14 protein-coding genes are annotated in these 15141 nt (G+C 73.3%); 6 read left to right on the top strand and 8 right to left on the bottom strand.

Features of this window, described 5'->3' with window-relative positions; genetic code table 11:
• Positions 1-51: 51 nt before the first annotated feature.
• Positions 52-1014, bottom strand: coding sequence for an FAD-dependent oxidoreductase (locus AB0O07_RS03900; protein ID WP_365626338.1), 963 nt, complete (start codon positions 1012-1014; stop codon positions 52-54).
• A gap of 219 nt (positions 1015-1233) precedes the next feature.
• Here AB0O07_RS03900 and AB0O07_RS03905 point away from each other — a divergent pair, with 219 nt between their 5' ends.
• Positions 1234-2871: an ABC-F family ATP-binding cassette domain-containing protein gene (locus tag AB0O07_RS03905; protein ID WP_365626341.1), complete on the top strand. Its 1638-nt coding sequence runs from the start codon at positions 1234-1236 to the stop codon at positions 2869-2871.
• 416 nt (positions 2872-3287) lie between these two features.
• On the opposite strand, the gene AB0O07_RS03910 is transcribed toward AB0O07_RS03905, so the two are convergent.
• Both AB0O07_RS03910 and AB0O07_RS03915 read right to left on the bottom strand, forming a co-directional pair.
• Positions 3288-5690 carry a Tex family protein gene (locus AB0O07_RS03910; protein WP_365626344.1) on the bottom strand — a complete coding sequence of 801 codons (2403 nt, stop codon included), beginning with the start codon at positions 5688-5690 and terminating at the stop codon, positions 3288-3290.
• A 122-nt stretch (positions 5691-5812) separates the two neighbouring features.
• A complete protein-coding gene (locus AB0O07_RS03915; RefSeq protein ID WP_365626347.1) occupies positions 5813-6574 on the bottom strand; it encodes an enoyl-CoA hydratase/isomerase family protein in 762 nt (253 codons plus the stop codon).
• A gap of 448 nt (positions 6575-7022) precedes the next feature.
• On the opposite strand from AB0O07_RS03915, the gene AB0O07_RS03920 reads away from it, so the two are divergent.
• On the top strand, positions 7023-7391 hold the full coding sequence (locus tag AB0O07_RS03920) for an ATP-binding protein (RefSeq protein ID WP_365626350.1): 369 nt from the start codon (positions 7023-7025) through the stop codon (positions 7389-7391).
• 124 nt (positions 7392-7515) lie between these two features.
• Here AB0O07_RS03920 and idi read toward each other — a convergent pair whose 3' ends face one another.
• The 5 genes from idi to AB0O07_RS03945 form a co-directional block, all read right to left on the bottom strand.
• A complete protein-coding gene (idi, locus tag AB0O07_RS03925; RefSeq protein WP_365626353.1) occupies positions 7516-8109 on the bottom strand; it encodes an isopentenyl-diphosphate Delta-isomerase in 594 nt (197 codons plus the stop codon).
• 140 nt (positions 8110-8249) lie between these two features.
• Positions 8250-9188 (bottom strand): cation diffusion facilitator family transporter, encoded by a 939-nt coding sequence (locus tag AB0O07_RS03930; protein ID WP_365626356.1) that lies wholly within the window; start codon positions 9186-9188, stop codon positions 8250-8252.
• Positions 9189-9372: 184 nt separating this feature from the next.
• Positions 9373-10356 carry a UDP-glucose 4-epimerase GalE gene (galE, locus tag AB0O07_RS03935; protein ID WP_365626359.1) on the bottom strand — a complete coding sequence of 328 codons (984 nt, stop codon included), beginning with the start codon at positions 10354-10356 and terminating at the stop codon, positions 9373-9375.
• 201 nt (positions 10357-10557) lie between these two features.
• Positions 10558-10758, bottom strand: a complete 201-nt coding sequence (locus tag AB0O07_RS03940; RefSeq protein ID WP_365626362.1) for a hypothetical protein — start codon at positions 10756-10758, stop codon at positions 10558-10560.
• Entirely contained in the window at positions 10755-11006 is a 252-nt protein-coding gene (locus AB0O07_RS03945; protein WP_365626365.1) for a hypothetical protein, read from the bottom strand. The genes AB0O07_RS03940 and AB0O07_RS03945 overlap by 4 nt, the downstream gene beginning before the upstream one ends.
• On the opposite strand from AB0O07_RS03945, the gene AB0O07_RS03950 reads away from it, so the two are divergent.
• The 4 genes from AB0O07_RS03950 to AB0O07_RS03965 are packed head-to-tail and all read left to right on the top strand — an operon-like array spanning position 10999 to position 15128.
• Positions 10999-12576 (top strand): DUF5941 domain-containing protein, encoded by a 1578-nt coding sequence (locus AB0O07_RS03950; RefSeq protein ID WP_365626367.1) that lies wholly within the window; start codon positions 10999-11001, stop codon positions 12574-12576. The two genes, AB0O07_RS03945 and AB0O07_RS03950, sit on opposite strands and share 8 nt — an antisense overlap.
• Positions 12573-13322: a phosphocholine cytidylyltransferase family protein gene (locus AB0O07_RS03955; RefSeq protein WP_365626369.1), complete on the top strand. Its 750-nt coding sequence runs from the start codon at positions 12573-12575 to the stop codon at positions 13320-13322. Before AB0O07_RS03950 ends, AB0O07_RS03955 begins: the two co-directional genes overlap by 4 nt.
• Complete coding sequence (locus tag AB0O07_RS03960) at positions 13310-14371, top strand: iron-containing alcohol dehydrogenase family protein (protein WP_365626372.1); 1062 nt, start codon at positions 13310-13312, stop codon at positions 14369-14371. The genes AB0O07_RS03955 and AB0O07_RS03960 overlap by 13 nt, the downstream gene beginning before the upstream one ends.
• A complete protein-coding gene (locus tag AB0O07_RS03965) occupies positions 14349-15128 on the top strand; it encodes a CDP-alcohol phosphatidyltransferase family protein (RefSeq protein ID WP_365626375.1) in 780 nt (259 codons plus the stop codon). The genes AB0O07_RS03960 and AB0O07_RS03965 overlap by 23 nt, the downstream gene beginning before the upstream one ends.
• Positions 15129-15141: the final 13 nt, after the last annotated feature.

A 15141-nucleotide genomic window follows, 5' to 3' on the forward strand; every position in this document is an offset into this window, starting at 1 on the left:
GGGACCCGGCCGGACCGCGCCCCGGGCCGGCCCCGAGCCGCCGGGGACGTGTCACCCGGTGGCCAGCCGGGCGGCCTCCTCGGCGCACCCCCAGGCCACGGTGACCCCGGCGCCGCCGTGCCCGTAGTTGTGGACCAGGCGCCCGCCCCCGGGCAGCGGTACGGCCTCCAGCCGTACCCGGGGGCGGGCCGGCCGCAGGCCCACCCGGTGTTCCAGCACCCGCGCCCCCGCCAGGGCGGGCACGACCCGGGTACAGAGCGCCACGATGGCGTCGGCCTCCGCCTGGTCGGGGCCCAGGTCCCAGCACCCCTCGGTCGCCGTGCCGCCGAGCAGCACCCCGTACGGCTGCGGCAGCAGATACGTCAGCTCGCCCGCCCCCGGCAGCGTGCCCACGAACCACTCCTCGATCCCCGGGTTCTCCACGACCACCACCTGCCCCCGCACCGGATGGACCGACACATCCGGCACCAGCTCCCGGGCGCCCAGCCCCGTACAGTCCACCACCGCGCCCGCCACCGCCGCCGGCTCGCCCAGATGCGCGACCGGACGCCGCTCCACCGTGCCGCCCGCCGCCCGCAGCCGCGCCTTCAGATACCGGAGGTAGACCGGCATGTCGATCAGCGGCACCGCCGCCCGCACCCCCTGGACGATCCCCTCGGGCAGCTCCTCAGGACGCGCCTCGCGCAGCCCCCGTACCCGCGAGGTCCAGCTCCCCAGCCCGTCCAGCCGGGTGTTCGCCATCACCCCCGGCACCACCCGCACCCCGGTGGCCTCCGCGTCCCGCGCCAGCTCCTCGTACCGCCCCAGCGACCGCTCCAGCCAGGGCCCGACCTGCCGGGCCGGCTCGATACGGTACGGCCAGAAGAGCGCCCCGGCCACCGCGGACGTGGTCCTGCCCACCGGGTCCCGGGTCCACAGCCCCACCCGTCGCCCGCTCTCCGCCAGCACCACCGCCGTCGTCAGCCCGATGACCCCACCGCCGACCACGATCACATCGCACGTTCCGCCGCTCATACACCGACCCTATAAGCCAGGAAGAGCGTTCTCCGCCCGTCAACACCCCCCGGACGCCGGTGTGTTGCACGAGAGGCCGCGCGCCCCCGCCGCCGCCTGCGGAACCGGCGGCGGAAGACGGCCGGAAGTGCGCCGGAGGCGCCCGGAAGCGGCGCCGCGGGCGGGGGCCGGGATCGCAGCCGAGCGGGCCATCCCGCTCGGCTACGATCAGGGGTCCTGATGACTGCCACACTTGTAGCCAAGGACCTCGCCGCGGGCCACGGCGACCGCTCGCTCTTCTCCGGGCTCGACCTGGTCGTCGCGCCCGGCGATGTGATCGGCCTCGTGGGCGCCAACGGGGCCGGGAAGTCCACCCTGCTCCGGCTGCTCGCCGGACTCGACACACCCGAGCACGGGGACGTGCGCCTCTCCCCGCCCACCGCGGCCGTCGGCCACCTTCCGCAGGAGCCGGAGCGGCGCGCGGGGGAGTCCGTACGGGAGTTCCTGGGCCGCAGGACCGGCGTCACCGCGGCGCAGACCGCCCTGGACGAGGCCACCCAGGCGCTCGTCGACGGCGCGCCCGGCGCGGACGACGCCTACGCCGCCGGACTGGAGCGCTGGCTCGCCCTGGGCGGCGCCGACCTCGACGAGCGCGCCGAGGAGACCGCCGCCACGCTCGGCCTCACCGTCGGGCTCGACCAGCCCATGACCACCCTCTCCGGCGGCCAGGCGGCCCGCGCGAGCCTCGCCTCGCTGCTCCTCTCCCGGTACGACGTCTTCCTGCTGGACGAGCCGACCAACGACCTGGACCTCGACGGGCTGGAACGGCTGGAGAAGTTCGTCACCGGTCTGCGGGCCGGCACGGTCGTCGTCAGCCACGACCGCGAGTTCCTCGTCCGTACGGTGACCAAGGTCCTCGAACTCGACCTGGCCCAGCAGCGGATCACCCTCTTCGGCGGCGGTTACGAGTCCTATCTGGCCGAGCGCGAACGGGCCCGCCGCCATGCCCGCGAGGAGTACGAGGAGTACGCGGACCGGAAGGCGGCCCTGGAGGCCCGGGCCCACACCCAGCGCGCCTGGATGGAGAAGGGCGTCAAGAACGCCCGGCGCAAGGCGACCGACAACGACAAGACCGGCCGCAACATGCGCTCGGAGTCCACCGAGAAACAGGCCGCGAAGGCCCGCCAGACCCAGCGGATGATCGAACGCCTCGACGTGGTCGAGGAGCCCCGCAAGGAGTGGGAGCTGCGGATGGAGATCGCCTCGGCCGAGCGCTCCGGCGCGGTCGTCGCGACCCTCAACGGCGCCGAGGCCACCCGGGGCGGTTTCCGCTTCGGCCCCGTCACCCTCCAGATCGACCGGGCCGACCGGGTCGCTATCACCGGCGCCAACGGCAGCGGCAAGTCCACGCTGCTCGCCGCGCTCCTCGGCCGGCTGCCGCTCGACGCGGGCCACGCCACCCTCGGCTCCGGAGTGGTCGTCGGCGAGGTCGACCAGGCCCGCGCGCTCTTCGAAGGACCCGGCTCCCTGCTGGACGCCTTCCGCGCGGCCGTCCCCGACACCGAACCCGCCGACATCCGTACGCTGCTCGCCAAGTTCGGCCTCAAGTCCGACCACCTGCTGCGCCCCGCGACCACCCTCTCCCCGGGCGAGCGCACCCGCGCGGCCCTCGCGCTCCTCCAGGGCCGGGGCGTCAACCTTCTCGTCCTGGACGAGCCGACGAACCATCTCGACCTGCCCGCGATCGAACAGCTGGAGTCCGCGCTCGACGCGTACGACGGCACCCTCCTGCTGGTGACACACGACCGCAGAATGCTCGACGCCGTCCGCACCACCCGCCGCCTGGACGTCACGGCGGGCCACGTCACCGAAGACTGACCGGGCGCCCCACCGACGACGACGGGCCGCCCGCCCGGACGGCGCCCGGGACCGGGCCCGCCGGCGGAACGGGGTGGAACGGGGTGCCCGTTCCGCCCGGAAGCGGGCTCCTCGGCGGGGCGAGGCGTCCCGCCGGGGGACCGACCATCCCGCCAAAGAACCGACCATCCAGCCAGGGGACCGAGACCCCGCCCCTGGCCGGTGGGCCCGGGCGCCAGGGCCCACCGGCCAGGGCCCGGGCTCCGTATTCCGCACGGCCCCGTCGCCGGTGGGCGCCGTACTGGGCCCAGGTACTCCGCCCCGGTGCTCCGCCCGGCCCCTTCGCCGGTGCGACGGGGCGCCCGGTCAGGTATCCGCCGCGCCACCGGCGGGCCGGGGCGCCGGGCCCCGCCTCCGCCCGCCGGCACCGGGCGGGATCACCCCCGTCGGCCGCCTCCGCCCTTCGGGTCCGTCAGGCCGGCGCGGCGCAGGGCGTCCGCCATCGCGCTGTTCACCGGGGGCGGGGCGCTCTGACGCCCGCCGTTTCCGCCGCCGTTCCGGCCGCCGCCGCGGCCGCCGCGTTCGGCCCGGGGGCCGCCCTGCCGCTGCCGGGGTGCCCCGGCGCCGCCGCCCCCGGAGCGCTCCCGCTCCGGCCTCGGCGTGCCCGCCTCGTCGTCCAGCCGCAGCGTCAGGGAGATCCGCTTGCGCGGGATGTCGACGTCCATCACCTTCACCTTGACGACATCGCCCGGCTTCACCACCTCCCGGGGGTCCTTGACGAAGTTCCGGGACATCGCCGACACATGGACCAGACCGTCCTGGTGCACCCCGATGTCCACGAACGCGCCGAACGCCGCCACGTTCGTCACCACGCCCTCCAGCACCATGCCCGGCGCCAGGTCGGCCAGCTTCTCGACGCCCTCCTTGAACGTGGCCGTCCGGAACGCCGGCCGGGGGTCCCGGCCCGGCTTCTCCAGTTCCCGCAGGATGTCCGTCACGGTCGGCAGACCGAACGAGTCGTTCACGAAGTCGGCGGGACGCAGCGACCGGAGGACGGACGTGTTCCCGATCAGCGCCGCCACGTCGCCGCCGGTCCGCTTCACCATGGTGCGCACCACCGGATACGCCTCCGGGTGGACGCTCGACCCGTCCAGCGGGTCGTCACCGCCCCGGATCCGGAGGAAGCCCGCGCACTGCTCGTACGCCTTCGGGCCGAGCCGGGCCACGTCCTTGAGCGCGCGCCGCGAGCGGAAGGGACCGTGCGCGTCCCGGTGGGCGACGATGTTCTCGGCGAGCCCCGTACCGATCCCCGAGACCCGTGAGAGCAGCGGCGCGGACGCCGTGTTGACATCCACCCCCACCCCGTTCACACAGTCCTCCACGACCGCGTCCAGCGAGCGCGAGAGCTTCATCTCGGAGAGGTCGTGCTGATACTGGCCGACCCCGATCGACTTGGGGTCGATCTTCACCAGCTCGGCCAGCGGATCCTGGAGCCGGCGCGCGATGGAGACCGCGCCCCGGATCGACACATCGAGATCCGGCAGCTCCTGCGAGGCGAACGCGGACGCCGAGTACACCGAGGCGCCCGCCTCGGAGACCATCACCTTCGTCAGCTTCAGCTCGGGACGGAGCGCACAGAGCTCACCCGCGAGCTTGTCGGTCTCGCGCGACGCCGTGCCGTTGCCGATGGCGATCAGGTCCACCGCGTGCTCCTCGGCCAGCTTCGCCAGCTTGGCCAGGGACTCGTCCCACCGGTTCGCGGGGACATGCGGGTAGATCGTGTCCGTGGCGACGACCTTGCCCGTCGCGTCGACCACGGCGACCTTCACCCCGGTACGGAACCCGGGGTCGAGCCCCAGCGTGGCCCGCGTCCCCGCCGGGGCGGCGAGCAGCAGGTCCCGCAGGTTCGCCGCGAAGACCCGTACCGCCTCGTCCTCGGCGGCCGTCCGCAGCCGCAGCCGCAGATCGATCCCCAGGTGCACCAGCACCCGGGTGCGCCACGCCCACCGGACCGTGTCCCCGAGCCACTTGTCCGCCGGACGGCCCCGGTCCGCGATCCCGAAGCGCCGCGCGATCATGGACTCGTACGCGGTCGGCCCCGGTGCCTCCGAGGGCTCCTCGGGCTCCAGGACCAGATCGAGTACGTCCTCCTTCTCACCCCGCAGCATCGCCAGCACCCGGTGCGAGGGCAGCTCCGTGAAGGGCTCGGCGACATCGAAGTAGTCCGCGAACTTGGCGCCCGCCTCCTCCTTGCCCTCCCGCACCTTCGCCGCCAGCCTGCCGCGCGTCCACATCCGCTCGCGCAACTCCCCGATGAGGTCGGCGTCCTCGGAGAACCGCTCGGTGAGGATGGCCCGCGCACCCTCCAGCGCGGCGGCCGGGTCCGCGACGCCCTTGCCGGCGTCCACGAACGCGGCGGCGGCCGCCGCCGGCTCCACCGAAGGATCGCCCAGCAGCCCCTCGGCCAGCGGTTCGAGCCCGGCCTCGCGGGCGATCTGCGCCTTCGTCCGCCGCTTGGGCTTGAACGGCAGGTAGATGTCCTCCAGCCGCGCCTTGGTGTCCGCGCCCCGGATCCGCGCCTCCAGGGCCTCGTCCAGCTTGCCCTGTTCGCGCACCGACTCCAGGACCGCCGTCCGCCGCTCCTCCAGCTCCCGCAGATAGCGCAGCCGCTCCTCCAGCGTGCGCAACTGCGCGTCGTCGAGCGACTCGGTGGCCTCCTTGCGGTAACGCGCGATGAACGGCACCGTCGATCCGCCGTCGAGCAGCTCGACGGCCGCCCTCACCTGCCGCTCGCGTACGCCGATTTCCTCGGCGATCCTGCCTTCGATGGACGTCGTCACGATCACGCTCCGCTGTTCAATGGTCCGGCGCCTGCATTGTGGCAGGTGGCTCCGACATCGGCGGGCAGGTCCCGGCGGCAGCAGGTCGGCGGGCCCGGTCGAGGCGGTCGGGGCCCCGGCCGTCAGCGCACCGGCGGGCGGCCGAACACCGGCGTACGGCGCTCCAGGAAGGCGGCGACCCCCTCGGCGGCGTCACCGCGGGACCGGGCCCGTTCCGCCCAGTACCCGGCCCGGTCGGTACGGCCCGCCACGAACTCCTTGGCCGCCTCCTGGGTCAGCGGCGAGCGCGTCAGCAGCACCCGGGTGAACTCCGCGACGCGCGCGGCCAACTGCCCGGCCGGCAGCACCTCGTCGACCAGCCCGGTGCGCAGCGCCCGCTCGGTGCCGATCAACTCGGCGGAGAACAGCAGGTACTTGGCGGTCGCGGGCCCCACCAGGGCGACCAGCCGCCGGGTCGAGGACTCCGGATAGACGATGCCGAGCCGGGCCGGGGTGACCCCGAACGAGGCGCCCTCCTCGGCGAAGCGCAGATCGCACGCGGCGGCGAGCTGACACCCACCGCCCACGCAGTGGCCCCGTACGGCGGCGAGGGTCGGCCGGGGGAACGCGGCGAGGGCCTCCTCGGCCCGTACGGCGAGCGCGGGCGGCCCCTCGCCACCGGCCTCGGCTTCCGTACGGAGCGAGGAGATGTCGGCACCCGCGCAGAACGTGTCGCCCGCCCCGGTCAGCACCAGCGCGCCCACTTCGGGGTCCTCCGCCAGCCCCGCGAGCAGCGGCGGCAGCGCCCGCCACATGGCCGTGGTCATCGCGTTGCGCTTGGCGGAGTGGTGGATGACCACGGTCGCGACGCCGTCCTCGACCCTGTGTGCCAGGTGGGGTTCCATGGGCCGGATCGTATCCCTGTGGTCGGCCGGAGCATCGCGAGCCGATCTCCGATCGACTAAGAGCGATCAAGAACGGGCGCGTACGCGGGATATCGGCGCCCCGATGATCGAACTCCGCCAATAACGGCTGACTTCTGTTCAGGATGGCGGTGACGACGGCTTCCCTGCCAAGACTCGACATCCGAACCATCGATCCGAAGGCGGGAGCCATGGAATGGAGAGCGGCGGAAGTGTCCCGGCACACCCCCGGTCGCACGAACCCGGCTCGAACGACCCCCGGGCGGAGGAAACCCGGCCACAAGCCCCTCAGCCGGAGCGATCCGGACCGCCGGACCCCCGCTCGCCGGACCCTCGCTCACCGGACCCCCGCTCACCGGCGCCCCGGCCGGGCGGCTCCCGGTCGTACGAAGGGGTCTGGCGGTTCACCGTCCCCGCGCTCGACAGCTCCGTGCCGCAGGTGCGGCAGACCGTGCGCGAGCTGCTGCGGCGGCGGGGCGTGCCGGTCCGGGGCGATCTCGCGCACGGGGTGCTGCTGATCCTCTCCGAGCTGGTCACCAACGCCGTACGGCACGCCGCCGTGCTCTCGCCCGAGATCGCCGTGGAGGTCGCCGTCGGCGCCCGCTGGATCCGGGTGTCGGTCGAGGACAACCACCCCTACCGGCCCACCGCCCTGGAGGCCGACCACGCCAGCACCGGCGGGCGCGGGCTCCTGCTGGTCCGGGAGCTCACCCGGGAGGCCGGCGGCGGATGCGCCGCCGAGCACACCGCGGGGGGCGGCAAGATCGTCTGGGCGGTGCTCCCCTTCGACACGCCCTGACGACACTCTGACGCCACACCCTGAACACCTTGAGGCGTGTCACACCCCCGGACGCCCGGACCCCCGGCCCGGACCGCCGTCGGTCGTCGACGGCCCCGACCGGAAGGCCCCGGTCCGGCCCCGGTCACCAGCCCGCCGCAGACCCCGTCAGCTCCCGGATCGCCGGGCGCGCCGTGTCCAGCACCGTCATGAACCACGCGGAGAAGGGCGCCGTGGCATGCCGCTCCGCCAGCTCCGCCGGGGTGACGTACGCGATCTCCTCGACCTCCTCGGGATCGGGCACCGGCGCCGACTGCGGCAGCCCGACGAAGAGGTGGTTGTACTCCTGCTCCACCAGACCCGAGTGCGGGTCCGGGTGGTTGTAGCGGACCGTGCCGGCCGCCGCGAGCAGCGAGGGCGAGATGCCCAGCTCCTCGTGGGTACGGCGGGCCGCCGCAGCGAACGGCGCCTCGCCCGGGTACGGGTGGCCGCAGCAGGTGTTCGACCAGACGCCGGGGGAGTGGTACTTGCCCAGCGCGCGGCGCTGGAGCAGCAGCCGGCCCTGCTCGTCGAAGAGGAAGACGGAGAACGCCCGGTGCAGTTGGCCGGGGGCCTGGTGGGCGGTGAGCTTCTCGGCGGTGCCGATGGTGTTGCCGTCCTCGTCGACCAGCTCCAGCATGATCGTTTCTTGTGCCGCTGTCGACGTGTTGTTCGCCGCGGTAACCGGTGTGGTCGGCATAACCATCCTTCGTATCGGGCCTCGGCTGCCCAGTCTGCCCCACCGCTGCCCCGTGATCACACCGCGGGCCGTGGGCATGTCCGTTCCATGCCACGCCCCACGGTGTGACCGCGGGCGCCTCGTGGCGTCCCGGTGGCGGCTCAGTGGCAGAGCTTCGCCTCGTGCTCGGCGTGGCCCAGGGGTTCGAGCTGGAAGGTGCAGTGCTCGACGTCGAAGTGATGGCCGAGGCATCCTTGCAGGTCGTGCAGCATCTTCTCGTGCCCCACGGTGTCCAGCGCGTCCTGGTCGACCACCACATGCGCGGAGAGCACCGGCATCCCCGAGGTGATCGTCCAGGCGTGCAGGTCGTGGACGTCGGCCACCCCGGGCAGGGCGAGCATATGTGCGCGTACCTCACTCATGTCCACACCCTTGGGCGCCGCCTCCAGCAGGACGTCGAGCGTCTCCCGCAGCAGCTTCACCGTGCGCGGGACGATCATGACGCCGATCAGCAGACCGGCGATCGGGTCGGCGAGCTGCCACCCGGTGGCCAGGATGATCCCGGCGGAGACCAGCACGGCGAGCGACCCGAGGGTGTCGGCGAGGACCTCCAGGTAGGCGCCGCGCACATTGAGGCTCTCGCTCTGCCCCCGGGTGAGCAGGGTGAGGGAGACCAGATTGGCGGCCATACCGATCAGCGCGAAGACGATCGTCAGCCCGCCCCGGGTCTCGGGCGGCGTGATGAACCGCTCGACGGCTTCGAAGAGCAGATAGCCGCCGACACCGAGCAGCAGCAGACAGTTGGCGAGCGCGGCGAGGATCTCGGCCCGCGCGTACCCGAAGGTACGGCTCTCGTCGGCCGGCCGGGCCGCGAAGTGGATCGCCAGCAGGGCCATGCCGAGCCCCACCGCGTCCGTCGCCATATGGGCCGCGTCGGCGATCAGGGCGAGCGAGTCGGCGGCGAGACCGCCGATGACCTCCACCACCATCACGGAGAGCGTGATCCCCAGCGCGATCCGCAGCCTGCCACGGTAGGCGGCGGTCGCGGTGCCCGCCGGCGGTCCTCCGTGCGCATGCCCGTGATTGTGCCCTGCCCCCATGGGGACGCCTCCCGGTCCTCTGGATGTGCCGACTCCGTCAGTGAACTACGGGTGGGGGGTATCGGGCAACACGGCACTGAACACCGTTGTCATATGCTCTGACCTGCGGAAATGATGGCTGGTCAGAGCATCACGAAGAGTGCTGATGGGATCATCGGACCGGCGGTGCCGGAGGGCGCGGCAGTCATCGGACCGGCGGTGCCGGGTGGTGCGACAGCCACCCCGCCCACGCCGACTCGACCATCGCCCGTACATCCCGCCGCGCCCGCCACCCCAGCTCCTGGGTGATCAGCTCGACGGAGGCCACCGCCCGCGCCGCGTCACCGGGGCGGCGCCCCTGGACCACCGGTTCCGTACGGTCGCCGGTGACCTCCGCCACCAGCTCGGCCAGCTCCCGCACCGAGACACCCTCGCCGCGTCCGATGTTCACCGTCAGGTCCGCGCCGCCGGGGAGCCCGGTCAGATGGCGCGCCGCGGCGAGATGGGCCTCGGCGAGATCGGCGACATGGATGTAGTCGCGGATACAGGTGCCGTCCGGCGTCGGATAGTCCGCGCCGAAGATCCGGGGCGCCTCGCCCCGGCTGATCCGCTCGAAGAACATCGGGATGATGTTGAACACCCCGACATCCGCGAGCTCCGGCCGTGCCGTGCCCGCCACGTTGAAATACCGCAGACAACCCGTGGAGATTCCGTGCGCCCGGCCAGCGGCCCGGACCAGCCACTCGCCCGCGAGCTTGGTCTCGCCGTACGGACTGATCGGCGCGGCGGGGGTCCGTTCCGTGATCAACTCCACATCGGGGACCCCGTAGACGGCCGCTGAGGACGAGAAGAGGAAGCGCCCCACCTTCGCCTCGGCGACCGCCTCCAGCAGCACCGTGAGCCCGTGCAGGTTCTCCCGGTAGTACCGCAGCGGCTGCTCGACGGACTCCCCGACCTGCTTCTTCGCCGCCAGATGCACCACACCGGTCACCTCGTGCCCGGCCAGCACCCGGTCCACGGCCGCCCGGTCCAGCAGCGACCCCCGCACCAGCGGCACCCCGTCCGGCAGCCGCTCGGCGAATCCGGTCGACAGGTCGTCCAGGACGACCACCCGTTCCCCCGCGGCGACCATGGCATGCGCCACATGTGCCCCGATGTACCCCGCCCCGCCTGTGATCAGCCACGTCATTCCGTCACCCTAGACGAGGCCGTACAGGGCCGGACAAGGGCGGACAAGGCCGTACCGGGCCCGGGGGAGCGGCACCGGAGGGAGCGGGCCTCCGGGGAACCAGGCGTAAACGGGCGATGAACTCACCCTTCTGTTCATCCGATAGCCTCTGCCGACGTGCCGCCTCCGGATCCCGGGGCTCCGCCGCACCCCGCCCCCCTGTCAGTTGCCAAGGAGTGAGTTCGTCTGTCGACCGCCATCCTCACCGGTGCTCCGGTACCCGGATCGCCGCTCGAAGGCGACCTGCGGTCCCTGGGCTTCGACGTACGGACCGCACCCGGCGCCGACGCGGCGCGCGGCCTGCTCGCGGCGGCCCCCGCCGATGAGCGGGTCGCCCTCGTCGACACCCGCTTCGTCGGTCATGTCCACGCCCTGCGGCTCGCCCTGACCGACCCCCGCTTCCCCGTCGCCGCCGTCCCCGGGGCGCTCACCGCCCAGCCCGCGGCGCGCGCCGCCCTGCTCGGCGCCCTCACGACCGCCGACACCACCGCCACCACCGCAGCCACGGCACCGGCCGCCGCATCCGTCCGTACCGACGCGCCGCTCACGGACGCGCCGCTCACCGACTGCCCCCGGCCGGGCACCGGCACCGCGACGTCCCCCGTGGACACCGCCCCGGCGGACATGCCCCTCCCCGACCGGGTGGCCACCGCGCTCGACGCGGGCGGCACCCCGGTCACCCGTCCCGAACTCGGCTCGCTCGTCGCCGCCGTCCCCACCGGCCCGGAGGCCCGTGAACGCGCCCGGGCCGCCGTGGCGGAGGTGGACGACGAGGCGGTACGGCTGCGCTCCGCCGTGAAGGCCCGCGACGGCTTCTTCACCACCTTCTGCATCAGCCCCTACTCCCGCTATCTCGCCCGCTGGTGCGCCCGCCGGGGCCTCACCCCCAACCAGGTCACCACCGCCTCGCTGGTCACCGCGCTGATCGCGGCGGCCTGCGCGGCCACCGGCAGCCGGGGCGGCTTCGTCGCCGCGGGGGCGCTCCTGATCTTCTCGTTCGTCCTGGACTGCACGGACGGCCAGCTCGCCCGCTACTCGCTCCAGTACTCCACGATGGGCGCCTGGCTCGACGCCACCTTCGACCGGGCCAAGGAGTACGCGTACTACGCGGGCCTCGCGCTCGGCGCGGCCCGCGGCGGCGACGACGTCTGGGCGCTCGCGCTCGCCGCGATGGTCCTCCAGAGCTGCCGCCATGTCGTCGACTTCGCCTTCAACGAGGGAAACCACGACAGTACGGTCAGCACGGTCAGTACGTCCGGCACAGCCGGCACGGCGGCCGGAACCTCTGCCTCCGGCACCGGCAAGGCCGTCGTCGGCACCCCCACCTCCGCGCTCTCCACCCGGCTCGACAGCGTCGGCTGGACGGTCTGGGTCCGCCGCATGATCGTGCTGCCGATCGGCGAGCGCTGGGCGATGATCGCCGTACTGACCGCCCTGACCACGCCCCGTACCGTCTTCTGGGCGCTTCTGATCGGCTGCTCCTTCGCCGCCTGCTACACCACAGCGGGCCGCGTGCTGCGCTCGGTGACCCGCAGGTCCGTCCGTACCGACCGGGCCGCCGGAGCCCTCGCGGACCTCGCCGACTCCGGCCCGCTCGCGGAACTCGCCGCCCGCGCCCTGCGCCGCCCGGCCCGCGCCCTCCCCGCCGTGGGGCCCTTCCTGATCGCCCTCGTCGGCGGCGCGGCCGTCGTCGCCACGGCGGCCTTCGCCGCCCCCCGGAGCCCGGCCCTCCCGCTGGCCGCCCTGGTGTACGTCCTGACCTCCGGGCTCGCCGTCGCGCGCCGGATGGGCGGCGCCCTCGACTGGCTGATCCCGCCGGTCTTCCGGGCCGCCGAGTACGGCACCGTCCTGGCGGTCGCCGCCCGCGCCGAGCAGCCGGGCGCGCTCCCGGCGGCGTTCGCGCTGGTCGCGGCGGTCGCGTACCACCACTACGACGCGGTGTACCGCATCCGGGGCGGCACCGGCGCCCCGCCCCGGCGCCTGGTCCTGGCGCTCGGCGGACACGAGGGCCGCACCCTGCTGGTGACCCTGGCCGCTGCCCTCTCCACCGGCGCGTTCGGCCTCCCGGAGGCATTCACGGTGCTCGCCGTCGCCGTGGCGCTGATCGCGCTCGTGGAGTCCATCCGGTTCTGGGTCTCCTCCGGAGCCCCCGCCGTACACGACGAAGGAGAAACCGCATGATCGGCCTCGTACTCGCAGCCGGAGCGGGACGGCGTCTGCGCCCGTACACCGACACCCTGCCCAAGGCGCTCGTCCCGGTCGACCCGGCGGGCGAGGGCACCACCACCGTCCTCGACCTGACCCTGGGGAACTTCGCCGAGGTCGGGCTCACCGAGGCGGCGATCGTCGTCGGCTACCGCAAGGAGGCCGTGTACGCGCGGAAGGCCGAGCTGGAGGAGAAGTACGGCCTCCGGCTCACCCTGGTCGACAACGACAAGGCCGAGGAGTGGAACAACGCCTACTCCCTGTGGTGCGCCCGTGACCTCCTGGCCCGTGGTGTCATCCTCGCCAACGGCGACACCGTGCACCCGGTCTCCGTCGAGCGCACCCTGCTCGCCGCGCGCGGCGAGGGCCGCCGGATCATCCTCGCCCTCGACACGGTCAAGTCCCTCGCGGACGAGGAGATGAAGGTCGTCACCGACGGCGCCCGGGGCGTCCGCCGGATCACCAAGCTGATGGACCCGGCCACCGCCACCGGCGAGTACATCGGGGTCACCCTGATCGAGGCCGAGGCCGCCGCCGAGCTCGCGGACGCGCTCAAGGCCACCTTCGAGAAGGACCCCGACCTCTACTACGAGGACGGCTACCAGGAGCTGGTCGACCGGGGCTTCACCGTCGACGTGGCGCCCGTCGGCGACATCCCCTGGGTCGAGATCGACAACCACGACGACCTCGCGAAGGGCCGTGAGATCGCGTGCCTGTACTGACCCGGCTCATCCCCTCGCCGGTCGTCGTCGACATCCGGCGCGGCGCCCTGGACGATCTCGCCGAACTCCTCGCCGACCAGCGGATCTCCAGCTCGGGCAAGCTCTCGATCGCCGTCAGCGGCGGCTCCGGCCGGGCGCTGCGCGAGAGGCTGGCGCCGGCCCTGCCCGACGCCGACTGGTACGCGGTGGCCGACGGCACCATCGACTCGGCGGTCCGGCTGGCCGACGAGATCAAGGGCAAGCGGTACGACGCCGTGGTCGGCCTCGGCGGCGGCAAGATCATCGATGTGGCGAAGTACGCGGCGGCCCGGGTCGGCCTGCCCATGGTGGCCGTCGCCACCAACCTCTCGCACGACGGGATCTGCTCGCCGGTCTCCATCCTCGACAACGACAACGGCCGCGGCTCGTACGGCGTCCCCACGCCCATCGCGATGGTCGTCGACCTCGATGTGATCCGGGACGCGCCGGTCCGCTTCGTCCGCTCCGGGATCGGTGACGCGGTCTCCAACATCTCGGCCATCGCGGACTGGGAGCTCTCCCACCGGGTCAACGGCGAGCCGGTCGACGGCCTCGCCGCCGCCATGGCCCGTACGGCGGGCGAGGCGGTCCTGCGCCACCCCGGCGGCGTCGGCGACGACGAGTTCCTCACCGTGCTCGCCGAGGCGCTGGTCCTCTCCGGGATCGCCATGTCGATCAGCGGCGACACCCGCCCCTCCTCCGGCGCCTGCCACGAGATCAGCCACGCCTTCGACCTCCTCTACCCCAAGCGCTCCGCCCTCCACGGCGAACAGGTCGGCTTCGGCGCCGCCTTCGCGATGCGGCTGCGCGGCGCCGAGGAGGAGTCGCTGCACTTCACCGAGGTGCTGCGGCGCCACGGGCTGCCCGTGCTGCCGGAGGAGATCGGCTTCACCGTCGACGAGTTCGTACGGGCCGTCGCCTACGCGCCGCAGACCCGCCCGGGACGTTTCACCATCCTTGAGCACCTCGACCTCTCCACCGACCAGATCAGGGACGCGTACGCCGACTATGCCTCGACCCTCAGTAGCTGAACTCCGCCCGGTCGTCCACCCGGCGGGGGTGAAGGACCGCCGCAGCGGCGAGCACTGGGCCGGCCGCCTGTACATGCGGGAAATCTCGCTGCGCGTCGACCGGTACCTGGTGAACACGCGGGTCACCCCCAACCAGCTGACGTACGTGATGACCGTCGCCGGTGCCCTCGCCGCCCCCGCGCTCCTGGTGCCGGGGATCACCGGCGCGCTCCTCGGCGTGCTGGCGGTCCAGCTCTATCTGCTGCTGGACTGCGTCGACGGGGAGATCGCCCGCTGGAAGAAGCAGTACTCGATGACCGGGGTCTATCTGGACCGGGTCGCCGCCTACCTCTGCGACGCGGCCGTCCTGGTCGGCTTCGGGCTGCGCGGCGCCGACCTGTGGGGCTCCGGCCGGATCGACTGGCTCTGGGCCTTCCTCGGCACGCTCGCCGCCCTCGGCGCCATCCTGGTCAAGGCCGAGACCGACCTGGTCGGCGTCGCCCGCCACCAGCAGGGGATGGCCCCGGTCAAGGAGTCCGCCTCGGAGCCGCGCTCGTCCGGCATGGCGCTGGCCCGCAGGGCCGCCGGGGCGCTCAAGTTCCACCGGCTCATCCTCGGCATCGAGGCGTCCCTGCTGATCCTGCTCCTGGCGATCGTGGACACGGTCCGGGGCGACCTGTTCTTCAGCCGTCTCGGGATCGCCGTCCTCGCCGGGATCGCCCTGCTCCAGACCCTTCTGCACCTGGTCTCGATCCTGGCGTCCAGCAGGCTCAAGTGATCCACGGCAGCAG

This window comes from Streptomyces sp. NPDC093085, from assembly GCF_040683935.1.
Taxonomy (GTDB): domain Bacteria; phylum Actinomycetota; class Actinomycetes; order Streptomycetales; family Streptomycetaceae; genus Streptomyces.

Coding starts and splice junctions, on each gene's coding strand:
- AB0O07_RS03915 (WP_365626347.1), bottom strand. CDS start 6,574: ATGGAACCCCACCTGGCACACAGGGTCGAGGACGGCGTCGCGACCGTG.
- AB0O07_RS03965 (WP_365626375.1), top strand. CDS start 14,349: ATGCCTCGACCCTCAGTAGCTGAACTCCGCCCGGTCGTCCACCCGGCG.
- idi (WP_365626353.1), bottom strand. CDS start 8,109: ATGCCGACCACACCGGTTACCGCGGCGAACAACACGTCGACAGCGGCA.
- AB0O07_RS03955 (WP_365626369.1), top strand. CDS start 12,573: ATGATCGGCCTCGTACTCGCAGCCGGAGCGGGACGGCGTCTGCGCCCG.
- galE (WP_365626359.1), bottom strand. CDS start 10,356: ATGACGTGGCTGATCACAGGCGGGGCGGGGTACATCGGGGCACATGTG.
- AB0O07_RS03905 (WP_365626341.1), top strand. CDS start 1,234: ATGACTGCCACACTTGTAGCCAAGGACCTCGCCGCGGGCCACGGCGAC.
- AB0O07_RS03900 (WP_365626338.1), bottom strand. CDS start 1,014: ATGAGCGGCGGAACGTGCGATGTGATCGTGGTCGGCGGTGGGGTCATC.
- AB0O07_RS03930 (WP_365626356.1), bottom strand. CDS start 9,188: ATGGGGGCAGGGCACAATCACGGGCATGCGCACGGAGGACCGCCGGCG.
- AB0O07_RS03940 (WP_365626362.1), bottom strand. CDS start 10,758: ATGACCGACGAAGCGGGTGTCGACGAGGGCGACCCGCTCATCGGCGGG.